This is a genomic window from Nocardia sp. CA-119907, assembly GCF_050955995.1.
In the GTDB taxonomy this organism is placed as follows: Bacteria; Actinomycetota; Actinomycetes; order Mycobacteriales; family Mycobacteriaceae; genus Nocardia.
This window is the reverse complement of record NZ_CP192091.1, coordinates 6,630,652-6,642,682: the sequence shown is the minus strand read 5'-3', so window position 1 is coordinate 6,642,682 and position 12,031 is coordinate 6,630,652. Positions and strand designations below refer to the sequence as shown.

Annotated in this window: 11 protein-coding genes and 1 pseudogene; 8 read left to right on the top strand and 4 right to left on the bottom strand. The window is 66.5% G+C overall.

Annotated features, from left to right (window positions below; translation table 11 throughout):
- Positions 1-21: 21 nt before the first annotated feature.
- Both ACQP2D_RS29510 and ACQP2D_RS29505 read right to left on the bottom strand, forming a co-directional pair.
- Positions 22-456 carry a hypothetical protein gene (locus tag ACQP2D_RS29510; protein ID WP_433679191.1) on the bottom strand — a complete coding sequence of 145 codons (435 nt, stop codon included), beginning with the start codon at positions 454-456 and terminating at the stop codon, positions 22-24.
- Between the two features lie 152 nt (positions 457-608).
- Entirely contained in the window at positions 609-1,571 is a 963-nt protein-coding gene (locus ACQP2D_RS29505; RefSeq protein ID WP_433679190.1) for a helix-turn-helix domain-containing protein, read from the bottom strand.
- Positions 1,572-1,765: 194 nt separating this feature from the next.
- On the opposite strand from ACQP2D_RS29505, the gene ACQP2D_RS29500 reads away from it, so the two are divergent.
- From ACQP2D_RS29500 to ACQP2D_RS29480, 5 genes and pseudogenes are all read left to right on the top strand, one after another.
- Positions 1,766-2,665 (top strand): MBL fold metallo-hydrolase, encoded by a 900-nt coding sequence (locus ACQP2D_RS29500; RefSeq protein WP_433679189.1) that lies wholly within the window; start codon positions 1,766-1,768, stop codon positions 2,663-2,665.
- Between the two features lie 73 nt (positions 2,666-2,738).
- Positions 2,739-4,277 carry a carboxylesterase/lipase family protein gene (locus ACQP2D_RS29495; protein ID WP_433679188.1) on the top strand — a complete coding sequence of 513 codons (1,539 nt, stop codon included), beginning with the start codon at positions 2,739-2,741 and terminating at the stop codon, positions 4,275-4,277.
- Positions 4,193-4,624 (top strand): NIPSNAP family protein, encoded by a 432-nt coding sequence (locus ACQP2D_RS29490; RefSeq protein WP_433679187.1) that lies wholly within the window; start codon positions 4,193-4,195, stop codon positions 4,622-4,624. The genes ACQP2D_RS29495 and ACQP2D_RS29490 overlap by 85 nt, the downstream gene beginning before the upstream one ends.
- 502 nt (positions 4,625-5,126) lie before the next feature.
- Positions 5,127-5,867 (top strand): annotated as a pseudogene (locus ACQP2D_RS29485) (class I SAM-dependent methyltransferase); the annotation flags it as partial.
- 143 nt (positions 5,868-6,010) lie between these two features.
- Positions 6,011-7,537, top strand: a complete 1,527-nt coding sequence (locus ACQP2D_RS29480) for a carboxylesterase/lipase family protein (RefSeq protein ID WP_433679186.1) — start codon at positions 6,011-6,013, stop codon at positions 7,535-7,537.
- Between the two features lie 318 nt (positions 7,538-7,855).
- Here ACQP2D_RS29480 and ACQP2D_RS29475 read toward each other — a convergent pair whose 3' ends face one another.
- Positions 7,856-8,341 (bottom strand): hypothetical protein, encoded by a 486-nt coding sequence (locus tag ACQP2D_RS29475; protein WP_433679185.1) that lies wholly within the window; start codon positions 8,339-8,341, stop codon positions 7,856-7,858.
- A 232-nt stretch (positions 8,342-8,573) separates the two neighbouring features.
- Between ACQP2D_RS29475 and ACQP2D_RS29470 the strand changes: the two genes are divergently transcribed.
- Positions 8,574-9,764: a pentapeptide repeat-containing protein gene (locus ACQP2D_RS29470; protein WP_433679184.1), complete on the top strand. Its 1,191-nt coding sequence runs from the start codon at positions 8,574-8,576 to the stop codon at positions 9,762-9,764.
- 195 nt (positions 9,765-9,959) lie between these two features.
- Positions 9,960-10,109 carry a hypothetical protein gene (locus ACQP2D_RS29465; RefSeq protein ID WP_433679183.1) on the top strand — a complete coding sequence of 50 codons (150 nt, stop codon included), beginning with the start codon at positions 9,960-9,962 and terminating at the stop codon, positions 10,107-10,109.
- 10 nt (positions 10,110-10,119) lie between these two features.
- On the opposite strand, the gene ACQP2D_RS29460 is transcribed toward ACQP2D_RS29465, so the two are convergent.
- Entirely contained in the window at positions 10,120-10,746 is a 627-nt protein-coding gene (locus ACQP2D_RS29460) for an HD domain-containing protein (RefSeq protein WP_433679182.1), read from the bottom strand.
- A gap of 174 nt (positions 10,747-10,920) precedes the next feature.
- Between ACQP2D_RS29460 and ACQP2D_RS29455 the strand changes: the two genes are divergently transcribed.
- On the top strand, positions 10,921-11,841 hold the full coding sequence (locus ACQP2D_RS29455; protein ID WP_433679181.1) for an NADP-dependent oxidoreductase: 921 nt from the start codon (positions 10,921-10,923) through the stop codon (positions 11,839-11,841).
- Positions 11,842-12,031: the final 190 nt, after the last annotated feature.

Sequence of the window (12,031 nt, the reverse complement as noted above, 5' to 3'; positions counted from 1 at the left end):
CTTTGCTCGTGCCGGTTTGGTTCATCCTCGAACCAATTTCGATACACGGCAACCCATTTCAGCCGCGGCTGGAGGAAGTGAATGGGAGGTTCGCAGAAGCTGCCTGAACAGCCGGGGGTGAGGCGGAATCTCCATCCATTCAATCTGCAGGCCGGGCCAGAACGGCAAATCCCACACCGCATACCGAGCCTCGCGGTCGCCGTGGTGTTCGCTCCGCTCTGAAGCCGGTGCACCCCAAGCTGTTACGTACTCAGCGATCGACCTGAAGTCGTTCGTCGCATCAGCGAACCACCACCGCTTCTCGGCGACCGCAGCGTCGGCGCGGGTCGCACCGACCCGATCGAGCAGATTCGCGGCCTGAGCAGGAGCGCTCTTGCACATCGCGTGAAGCATCGACAATTGGAAGTCATACAGCGTTGGCGCTCGTGGCGTCGGTGTCGAAGTGTTGTCGGGCACCGGGACAACAATGCTCCCAATGTTGCCGTCCCGCTGATCGGAGACTAAGCCGCCGAGGCTGGCGCAACCAGCACACCGAACCCAAACGCCACTTCGCCGTCAAGTCCGAATCCGGCCCAACCGATTTCCTGCCCTGCGTTGCTTAGTCAGTTCTAGCCCCAGTCCGGTGGTTCCAATTCGGCGTGTGGGTGGAATGTGGCCGCGGTGGGCGCAGAGTGCCGATTGTCGGCAAGGCGTGTGGGCGGCTCGGCCGGTTGAGCCAAATGGGTCAGGATGGCCAGTGCTGATGCCGACGGGGAATCGAGGGGGGCTGTGCAGGTGACGAGGGTCTGGTCGGGGTGTTCGACCGACCTCAGTGTTTGTTGGGTGATAGTGAGGTCCCCGATCAGCGGGTGGTGCAGCCGGTAGTGGGCGGTCGCGCATGCCTGGACCCTGTGGTCGTTCCAGAGGGTGCCGAATTCCGGGCTGGCCATGGTGAGGCTGCCGATCAACGACGCCAGTGCTGGGTCCTCGGGGTGGGCGCCTGCGATAAGCCGCAGGTTGCCGACGACTGCGCGGGCCTTGCGCGGCCAATCGGCATAGAGCGCGCGGGTGTCGGGGTCGAGGAACACCATCCGGGTCATATTCGGTCTGCGACCAGGGACCGCCGGGCAGTCGGGGTCGAGATTCGCGGCGAGCAGGGCGTGGCCCAAAGGATTCCAGGCGAGCACATCGCTGCGGCGACCCAGCACGAGCGCAGGCACCCATGGCATGGCGTTGAGCAGCTCGAGCAGGGCCGGGTCAGCGTGCTCGATGGGTGCCGTGCGCGTGAGGCGGCGGCGGCCTGCGGACTCGGCCAGTGCGTGCAGGTGTCGTCGTTCGGTGGCGGTCAACGCGAGTGCGGCGGCGATAGCGTCGAGGACCTCCGGGGAGGCATTGCGGGATTGGCCTTGTTCGAGCCGGGCGTAGTAGGACGGGCTGACCCCTGCCAGCAGGGTCAACTCCTCGCGGCGCAGTCCCGGAACACGGCGGCGCTCGCCGTAGGGCGTGAGCCCCACCTGCTCGGGTCGCACCCTGGCCCGGCACGCCTTGAGGAACGCCCCAAGCTGTCCGGACTGGTCTTCGCGGTCGCTCATCACGTCATTGTCGCTGCCGGATACAGAGTTGTCCTGACCCTGCCGGGGTGTGTGTACACCGTTGACGCACCCGCGCCAGCGGCACCTTCGCAGGGTGTGGTTACCGCCGTCGGGCACTTGAAAACTCGGTGGCACGGCCCACGGGCCGTCCGGCACCCGCTCACGGCGTCGGGAACACGCAGCGAAGGAACCTGATGAATGAGATTGTGCTCGGTGATGTCACCGTGTTGCGGGTCGAGGAAATGCACGGGCCGGTGGGCATGACGCCCGACCAGTTCTTCCCCGGCTCACCCGACCAGCATTGGGACGAGCAGCGGCCGATGCTGGTTCCAGATCACCTGAACCCGGTCGACAACATCGTTCAGGTCGCGATGCAGACCTGGGCGCTGCGCAGCGAAGGCCGGATCATCTTGGTGGACACCGGCATCGGCAACGACAAGACCCGTCCGGCGGTCGAAGCCTGGGACCACCTCGACCTGAGGTATTTGACCAATCTCGCCGCGGCAGGCATCGCGCCCGAGGACGTGAACCTGGTGATCAACACCCACCTACATGTCGATCACGTCGGCTGGAACACCCGCCTCGTGGACGGGCAGTGGGTGCCGACATTCCCCAACGCCACCTACCTGATGCCCCGTGCGGACTACGAGCACTGGAATCCGGCCAACAACCCGAACATCACGGGCGGTGTCAACGAGAACGTGTTCGAGGACAGCATCGCACCGGTCTACGCCGCAGGCCAGGTGCAGCTATGGGAGGCCGAATACGTCGTGGACGCGAATCTCACGTTGCGGGCGGCACCGGGGCATACTCCCGGTTCGAGCGTGCTGGTATTGGCGTCGGGCAGCGACAAAGCACTGTTCGCGGGAGACCTGGTGCATACGCCCCTGCAGATCGCTCACCCCGAACACAACAGCTGCTTCTGCGAGGACCCCGCCGCCGCGAGGGCGACCCGACTTCGGCTGCTGGGTTGGGCGGCCGACCACACCGCGTTGGTGTTGCCCGCGCACTTCAGCGGACACAGCGCCCTCGAAATCGTCCGCGACTCCAGCGCGTTCGCGATCAAGAACTGGGCTCCGCTGCCCGCCTACTGACCGAAGTCGCGCCGCCCTGCACCCGCGTGGGGCGGCGCTGTACCCCTCACACGCTACCCAGATCGAGGCGCTCATGACGGCTTCACAACCCGCCGATTCACAACCCGTAGATGTCGTGCGCGACGTGGAAAGCGGCCGGCTCCGCGGCACTGCGTACCCGACCCACACCGTGTTCTACTCCATCCCCTACGCCGCTGCGCCGGTCGGGATCGGCCGTTTTCAGGCGCCAGCTCCCGTTCGGCCGTGGCTGGGTGTGCGTGCGGCCACCGCGCCGGGGCCGACCGCTCCGCAGCTACCGCGCGGGCGTTTCGGATCACTGGATATCTCGGCGTATTTCGACCCCGGGTGGCGGGTCGGACCCGACTACCTGACTGTCAACATCTGGTCCCCCCGCGATGTGGCCGGCGGCGCTCCGGTGCTGGTGTTCTTGCACGGCGGTGCGTTCGTCGCTGGGTCGTCGCACTCGCCGATGCTCGACGGCTCCCGATTCGCACAGCAGGGCGTCGTGGTTGTCACGGTGAACTACCGCCTGGGCATTGCCGGGTTCCTCGACATCCCCGGCGCCCGCCCGAATCGGGGCCTCGCCGATGTCGTTGCCGCGTTGGCGTGGGTCAACCGCAACGTCACCGCCTTCGGCGGCGACCCCGCCCGGGTGACCCTGGCCGGTCAGTCCGCCGGGGCGATGCTCACCGCCGCCGCGATCGCCGCACCCGAGGCTGCCGGCCTGTTCGCACGTGCCGTGATGCAAAGCGGAAGCGGCAGAGCAGCATTCAGCCGCGAACAGGCCGCGATCGTGCGTGATGCCGCCGCAGCGACGCTCGGGGTAGCAGCGACACTCGACGGATTCGCCGACCTGACAGATCAGCAGCTCATCGATGCCGTGCCGAAGCTCACCGGTCTCGACCTCGGCACCGCGACGGTCCGTGACCCGCTGCAACGGATTACACCGCTGGGTGTGGTCCTCGACGACCAGCCCGTCACCACCGTGGCCCACGCAGCGGGCCAACCTGTCGACCTGCTGATCGGCCACAACACCGACGAAGGAAATCTGTATCTGTTGCCCAACGGCGTCGCGGCGGCGACAACCCTGCAACAGCTGACCGAGGCCGCCGAGTACGCCGACCCCGACCCGGACCGGCTGCTGTCGGCCTACAGGAGGCTGCATCCCACGGCCACACCGGGCAGGCTGCGCTCGATCATCCTGGGGGACGCGGTGTTCGGGGCCGGTAGCCGAGCCATGGCCGACAGTCACTCGGCGGCGGGCAAACGCACCTACGCCTATGCGTTCGGCTGGCGCTCGCCCGCACTTGCCAGGCAACTCGGCGCCACCCACATCGTCGAGCTGCCCTTCGTCTTCGACAACCTGCTGCCCACCTTCCAGAGCGCGGACGGGCTACTCGGCACGCCCGCGCCTGCCCCGCTGGCCGCCCGAGTACATCGTGCCTGGGTCGACTTCGTCACCTTCGGTACACCCGGCTGGCCCGAATACCGCCCCGACCGGCGCACCACGCAGCTCATCAACGACGAATGGGCCGTTGTCGACGACCCGTTCGCCGCCGAACGCGACGCCTGGACCCACACCCACCACACCCGAACAGGAAACACCCTCTGATGTTCTACGAAATTCGGCGATACCAGGTACAACCGGGCCGCCGTGACGAATGGGTCCGATACATGGCCGAAGCGATCATCCCGTTCCAAGTATCGAAGGGAGTCTCGGTCACCGCCACGTTCATCACCGACGACGACCCCGACGGATACGTGTGGATCCGCCGATTCGACGACGAGGCGCAGCGCATCGCGCTCAATGCCGCCGTGTATGACAGCGAACGCTGGACCAGCCAACTCGGCCTACAATGCGAACAGTTCCTCATCCCCGAGCAAGCGACGCTGACCAGGGTGATCCCGGTCAGCGACGCCGGGCTAGCCGGGATTGAAAAGGCGATGGGCCTGGGCTGACACCACCCTCCTGTTTTCCGTCCGGGATCAGGTGTTTCCAGGCGAGTTTCGACACCATCCCGGCTCTCAGGGGCAAGCGGGTTCGGGCTGAAGATTCAGCGTCGGCTGATCCGCCGCAGCAGGGGCGTGGCGGGTGCTGTGATGCCGTGCTCGCGGCGACGTGCGAGATGCGGTAATTGTCGGTGCCGGTCTCGATGATCTTCCCGCCGAAGGTCAGCAGCAGCACCTCGATCACGGCGCGGATGCCGTGCCCCCGCGGCACTCCGCCCAGGGCCGGAACCCGTTGACTGTCCCTCGAAGAACGCTTACGCACTGACATGCCGCTGGGCCCGTGGTCAGCCGTGCGAGATGCGCTGCGGCACAGGACATCCGCTCGTAGCCGAATTTCGTGCGATTGCGACTCCAGGAGGCTGCACACGCTGTGGACGGTTAGGCTGGTCTTGAACTGGGGGATTCAGGTGAGTGACCTTTTGCGGGTACGGCGTGGCACTATGCGCGGTATCGGCCCGGCTATCCGTCCGAGTTTCTCGACGAGATCGTTCGCAGCTTCCAGCTCGACGGCAGCGGGCGGCTGCTCGACTTAGGCTGCGGCACAGGTCAATTGACCGTCCCACTGTCCAAGCATGTCCGTGAGGCAGTCGGTGTGGATCCCGAGCCTCAGATGCTGATCGAGGCTGCTGCGTACGCTGACTCGGTCGGCGTCACGAACGTGACGTGGGTCAAAGGCAGTTCAGCGGAACTTCCGCAGGGCGCGGATCGATTCGACCTGGTCGCTATGGGCCGCTCATTCCATTGGATGAACCGGGAGTATGTGCTGCGCGCCTTGCACGACTTGGTCGAAGACGACGGTGGTTTGGTGATCGCCAACGACAGCTGTCTCGTGCGCCCGGCCACCGGCTGGCAGCAGGTCATCGAGGAGATCCGAAACCGCGGCGCAGCAATGCGCTCGGCCTACCCGGCATTATCGTGCGATCAATTGTGTTGCCCGGGTCCCTTGGTTCAGTCTCCGCACCGGCGCCTATTCGCGCTCGTCCGCCCACAACGGAGCGATCCCCAGCTCCTCCATGATCTCGAGCCTGTCGCCGAAATCTTCTACATCGGGTGTGATCGCCGCGAACCACTTCGAAACGCCGGACTCCCCTTCCACGCGCTCTCTCGGTCGACGACATCCCAAACCGGCGGATCACCCGTCTTAGAGAGCGTTGACCTCGTCGTAGTAGGGGTTCAGGGTGATGTCGCGTGACAGGGTCGTGTGGCCGGCCAGGCGGAGCCGTAACGGAAGAAAAGCTGTTCGGTGCGGCGAGATGTGAAGTGGCCCTAAATGGTTTGCGCCGGATCTTGCGCGCGGGGATGCTCGGCCGAACAGCCGTAGAGAGGAAAAGCGATATGGCCGCATCCAGCAAGCCGTCGGAGTCCGAGCCGGAGGTCCGCACGGCGGCCGGTGTGCTGCGCGGTGGCAGGGAGGCGGGGCTGGCGGTCTTCCGCGGCATCCCGTTCGCCGAGCCGCCGGTCGGCCACCTGCGTTTCGCCGCGCCACGGCCGGTGCGCGGCTGGGATGGGGTGCGACCCGCCGTCGCCTACGGCCCGCCGCCTCCGCAGTCCGCCGTGCTCGCGGTGTCTCAGGGCACCGCCGCCGGCGACGACTGGCTGACGGTCAATGTCTGGACACCAGAACCGGATCCGGCCTCCGAACTCCCGGTGATGGTGTGGTTTCCCGGCGGTGGTTATGCGATGGGCAACGCTGGCCTGCCGGAATACGACGCCGGGCACCTGGCCGCGATCGGAACCGTGGTCGTGACCCTCAACTACCGTCTCGGCATCGAGGGGTTCGCCCAGATCGAGGGCGCCCCTGCCAACCGTGGACTGCTCGACCAGGTCGCGGCCCTGGAGTGGGTGCGGGACAACATTCGGGTGTTCGGCGGCGACCCTGACCGGGTGACGGTCTTCGGACAGTCGGCGGGTGCCGGATCGGTCGCCGCGCTGCTCGCGATGCCGCGCGCCGCCGGGCTCCTCCGCCGGGCGATCGCACAGAGTGTGCCGGGGACCTTCTTCTCTCCCGAGCTGGCCGCCGACCTCACCGCGGCCTTCGCCGCCGAGCTTGGGGTGGCGCCCACGGTGTCGGGGCTGTCGGCGGTGGCCCCGGACCTACTACCCGCCGCTGGCGACGCGGTCTTCGCCAAGATGGACCAGTGGCGGGAGCGGTGGGGGCAGATCACCCACCGGCCGATTCCGTACGCGCCGGTTGTGGACGGTGACGTGCTGCCCACGACCCCCTGGCGGGCGTTGGCCGATGGCACCGCCCGAGACGTCGAGCTTCTCGTCGGGCACACGCGGGACGAGCACCGGTTGTTCAGCCTGATCGACGGTGTGCTCGGCCAGGTCACGCGCGAGCAGACCGAGACCGCGCTGCACGTTCTCGCCGCCGGGCCGGACGGTGCGCGCCGGTATCGGGAGGCGTTCCCGGCCGCTGTCGATGAGGAGCTGTACGAGCTGGTCAACGCCGACTGGTTGTTCCGCATGCCGAGCGTCCGGCTCGCCGACGCGCAGATCGCCGGTGGCGGCCGGGCCCACCTCTACGAGCTGACCTGGACTGCCCCGGGCATGGGCGGCGCTCTCGGCGCCTGCCACGGGCTGGACGTGCCGCTCGTCTTCGGCAACCTGGGCAGTGGGCAGACCGCCATGCTGATCGGCGACCCGCCCTCGCAAGAGGCGGCGGAGCTGTCGGCGCGAATCCGCGGGGCGTGGACGTCATTCGCCGCGCACGGCGACCCGGGCTGGCCCGCGTACGACGCCGATCACCGCCTTGCCCAGATCTTCGACACGGCGTCGACGGTCATCGCCTACCCGGAGGAGGCCTCGCGGCTGCTGTGGCAAGATTTCACCTTCCCGGCGCTGCCGCTGCTCGCGCGGTGAAAGTAGTTGCGCTCGGCCAAGATCGACGTTGGAGTGAAGGTCGCGGCTCCCGCCAGATGGGCTGCTCCAGCTTTGATGGTCGGTCCTGGGCGCTGATGTCGCTTGCACCTCGAGTGCTACCAATTCGCCCGGCAGGCACGTGGAGGGCTCGGCTCCTGGGGAGCAGTGCCTCGATGTGGGTAGCGCCGCTCGGAGCCTGGCGGAAAATGAGCGCTCATGCCACTGGGCGGGCGATCTGAGCAGTGAGATCCACTGCGGCGCAGACCGTCTGATGATGCCTCGGGACGCAAGTTCCCTGGTAACAGACCTGACCTCATGTCACATGGACGTCAAGATCGCACTCCTGCCGTGGCGGCTTCGTGCTGGTCTTGCCGAAACCATCACGCCAGTCGGACACAAGCTGCTCGTGGTGGCCGGAACAGCACAATGGCCCCCGGGGTGAGCCGGAGGCCAAGGGCGGCAAACGGATTCGGTGTCCGCGGCGTGCCGCCAGCAACTTCGGATGGTGGTGACGGCGCGTCGAACCTGGTGCAGGATCCGGCAGGTGAGGTCTCTGCCGACCGCTTTGAGGGCGATCGAGATCAAGGTGGCGGTGAGCGCCTGCTCGTGGTGGCCGGTCAGAGCCCAGTACAGGGCGATCCAGTCCAGGATGGTGGCCAGGGCGTGGAGCGCGCCGCGCAGGACCCCGCCGTGGCGGGTGATGTAGGCCTGGCTCTGTCGGGCGAGGGCGCGGCGCAGTGCGCCGAGTCCGGTGTGGGCCGCGCGGATTGCGCGCCGCAGGATGGTGGTAGCGGGGTGTGTCACGAGGATTCAATTTCATTCCTGCCGCATTCCGGAAGTCCCGAAATGTATTGCAGGACAAGCGCATCAGTGAAAACGCACTGTTCTGAAGGTGATGAACCGGGGCTAGTTATCCCCGCTGATGAGCCCTGCGCGCGCTCGCGGGTGTTCGAGAGGTTCACCGCAGCGCAGACCGCTTCGGCGGAAATGTTCGGAGTACCGGGCGCGGCGGCGCGGCCTCGATCAGAATCGAGCGATGTTCGGGTGGGTGAGCGCCAGTAGGGTGGCGTTGACCGTTGTCGCTGGGGTTGGCGGCGTCGTCGCACTCGTGATCGCATACCGACGTCAACGCGATCTCGAACAGAGCCGGTTCGTGGAACGCTTCGGTGCCGCGGCCGGTCAGTTGGGCGCGACCGATGTCGCAGTCCGTATCGCCGGGGTATACGCGATGGCTGGCGTCGCCGACGAAGCCGACGATGTACGTCGCCAACAGTGCATTGACGTGCTATGCGGTTACCTGCGCCTGCCGTATGACGCCGAGCACGGCGGCAGCGGAAGGACCAAGGTCGTAATCAAGGTGCCCCGCGTCGACCACGGGCAAGATTGCGGCGAGATCGAAGAACACATCGAGTACCGTCAGAACGACCGTGAAGTCCGTAAGACCATCGTCCGCGTCATCGCTGACCATCTACAGCCAGAAGCCGAACATAGCTGGTCGGCAAGCAATTTCGACTTCCGCACCGCTTACCTCGAAGACGCCGACTTCAGCGGTGTGAACTTCTCCGGCACCGCTCGGTTCGACGGCTCGACGTTCGACAGCGACGCCAGATTCGACGGTGCGACGTTCGGTGGCGACGCCAGATTCGGAAAGGCCAACTTCGGCGGCGACGCCAGATTCGGAAAGGCCGAATTCAGAGGCACCGCCTGGTTCGGTAAGGCTGCGTTCGGCGGCGACGCCGGGTTTAGCGCGGTGATATTCGGGGGCGACGCCGATTTCGGCCAGGCCACGCTCGGAGGCGACGCCCGGTTCGGTGGGGCGGAGTTCAGCGGTGACGCCTGGTTCGGCAGGGCCACGTTCGGTGGCACCGCCTGGTTCGACGAGTCGACGTTCGGCGGCGAAGCTGGGTTCGGCCAGGCCATATTTGGTGGCACTGCTTGGTTCGGTGGGGCGGCGTTCGGCGGCTACGCACGGTTCGGCGAGGCGGCGTTCGGCGGCTACGCACGGTTCGACAGCGCGACGTTCGGCAGCGACGCCGGGTTTGACAATGTTGCATTCGAGGGCCGGACCAGTTTCGTGGCCACCGACTTCGGGTCAGAGCGAATCACATTCACCGAGCCTCGGCAGTGGGGCCCGCCTTCACCGGAATTCGATTGGGGTGAAGACGGAGTTGGGAAGCCGGTGAATGTCGAACCGCAGGATTGGCCACCAGCCCTAGCTGCATCGTGAAGGCGACAGCCATGAGCATCCCGCTACGAACTCGCGATACCTCTATAGCTGTCAAGCTGCGTGGGTGTGGTGGCTGGATTCGGTTGGCCCAGTGCGTCGTTCGTCCCGAGTCATCGTTCGCCAGCACCGGCACCGCACCGGTCGAGATCGCCAGTGCCGACGATTTCCTCAACCACTACAACCACGAACGCCCGTATGTCGGAATCGGCCACCAACCCATCGATCACCCAGGTTCCGCTGCAAACCTATCGCCTGACCGGTACCGGGATCGCAGTCCCTCCCGCCACACCCCTCGGGCCGCAACAACTCGCCTTCGAAATCACCGTCGTGGAACCGACGTCCTGACAGAGCACAGCTAGTTTTCGTCGGGCGTGTGCTCGGAATCGGCGTCGAGGGGGTTCGCGGCCATCCTGGTGGCGAGGCCGGACTGCATTGCTCGTGCGGCGGAGCTGCCGGTCTTCCGGTCGGCCTGAGCCTGGAAGCAGGCAAGGAACTCGTCGGCGAGCCCGAGCCGGGGGTACTGCTGGAGTACTTCAGCACGGAAGGCGGGGCTGAAGTCGTCGATGTTCTTCCCCACGATGTCCAATGTCGCCGCCCGCCACAGCAAGTGAGCTTCAGGATCATCGGCCATGTCCACGTCAGGCCACATATGCTTGACGATGACTTCGCCGAGGCGTTCGCGGCGCTCGCTCGGCCAACCGGCGCCGGCGGCGAACACCCGGGCGACATGGCCGCCGGCCTCTTCGAAGGAGACGGTGTGGCTGTCGAACTCCGGCACCAGGCTGATGTCGTGGAACATCGCAGCCGCGAACAGCAGTTCGGCGTCGTGTCGGATGTGCTGCTGCCTGCCGTAGGCAGCCGCCCAGACGTAGACGCGGCGCGAGTGGTTCAGCAAGGCGGCGGAATGATAAGCGGAGGCGACTTTCAAGGCAGCCGATGAGGCGGCCGTGTCAGGAATCACGAGGTCGTCCGAAGCGACCATGATTCGACAGTACGCCGTGGAAGGCCCGTGCCGCTGGTCCGTTCCGACGCCACGATCGTGGGCCATTCACTGCTGAAGGCGGCACATCGACTACACCTCCAAGTGGCCCACCGACGGCGGGCCCGAGTGCGTACCGTCAGCCCAACCAGTGCATCGACTACCGGAAGGACCTTCATGCGAGCCATCACAGTCCGGGACCGCGAAGCTGGCCTCGGCGGATTGACCCTGACCGATCTGCCCTACCCGCACGCCGCGGAGAACGACGTCATCGTGCAAGTCCACGCCGCCGGCTTCACCCGCGGCGAGCTGGACTGGCCAGGGACGTGGACCGACCGCGCGGGCCGCGACCGCACCCCAAGCGTCCCCGGCCACGAACTATCAGGTGTAATCGTCGATCTCGGCTACGGCACCACTGGTCTCACGGTGGGGCAGCACGTCTTCGGACTGACCGACTGGGCCCGCAACGGTTCGCTCGCGGAGTACACCGCCGTGGAAGCCCGCAACCTGGCCCCGCTCCCCGCCGACGTCGACCACGTCGCCGCAGCCGCTCTACCGATATCCGGTCTGACGGCTTGGCAGGCCCTGTTCGACCACGCTCACCTGAAAACTGGCCAAACCGTCCTCATCCACGGAGTCGGTGGTGCCGTTGGCTCCGTCGCCGCACAACTGGCCCGCGAGGCAGGAGGCCGCATCATCGGCACTGGCCGAGCCTCCGACCGGGACGCGGCTCGCGACCTCGGCGTCCACAAGTTCGTCGACCTGGACGGCGAACTCCTGGAGGACGTCGGCGAGGTCGACGTAGTACTCGATGTGATCGGCGGCGACATCCGCGACCGCTCCACCAGGCTATTACGCCCCGGCGGCACCCTCGTCACCATCGCCGGTCCACCCACCATCCACCCCCACGATGGCCGAGCCATCTTCTTCGTCGTTGAACCCAACGGCGAGCAACTTGCCCATTTGGCGTCCCGCCTCCACGATGGCCGGCTTATCCCCCTCGTCAACACCGTCCGCCCCCTAGCCGACGCCCCCGCTGCCTTCAGCCCTGACGGACACACCCGCGGCAGAACGATCATCAAGGTGACCACGGACTGACGCTCGCCGGTCCCGCTCGACGGGACACGGGTACAGCTACGAGCACACCGAACTCGGCAGCCTGATCCAAGTCGACATCAAGAAACTCGGCGGGATCCCAACTGGCGGCGGCTGGTGGGCACACGGCCGCGGCATCACGAAAGCCCTGGCCTCCAAGCGAACCGGACCCGGCACCAGCCGCGTTGGCCAC

Coding starts and splice junctions, on each gene's coding strand:
- ACQP2D_RS29505 (WP_433679190.1), bottom strand. CDS start 1,571: ATGAGCGACCGCGAAGACCAGTCCGGACAGCTTGGGGCGTTCCTCAAG.
- ACQP2D_RS29500 (WP_433679189.1), top strand. CDS start 1,766: ATGAATGAGATTGTGCTCGGTGATGTCACCGTGTTGCGGGTCGAGGAA.
- ACQP2D_RS29495 (WP_433679188.1), top strand. CDS start 2,739: ATGACGGCTTCACAACCCGCCGATTCACAACCCGTAGATGTCGTGCGC.
- ACQP2D_RS29490 (WP_433679187.1), top strand. CDS start 4,193: ATGGGCCGTTGTCGACGACCCGTTCGCCGCCGAACGCGACGCCTGGAC.
- ACQP2D_RS29480 (WP_433679186.1), top strand. CDS start 6,011: ATGGCCGCATCCAGCAAGCCGTCGGAGTCCGAGCCGGAGGTCCGCACG.
- ACQP2D_RS29470 (WP_433679184.1), top strand. CDS start 8,574: ATGTTCGGGTGGGTGAGCGCCAGTAGGGTGGCGTTGACCGTTGTCGCT.
- ACQP2D_RS29465 (WP_433679183.1), top strand. CDS start 9,960: ATGTCGGAATCGGCCACCAACCCATCGATCACCCAGGTTCCGCTGCAA.
- ACQP2D_RS29460 (WP_433679182.1), bottom strand. CDS start 10,746: ATGGTCGCTTCGGACGACCTCGTGATTCCTGACACGGCCGCCTCATCG.
- ACQP2D_RS29455 (WP_433679181.1), top strand. CDS start 10,921: ATGCGAGCCATCACAGTCCGGGACCGCGAAGCTGGCCTCGGCGGATTG.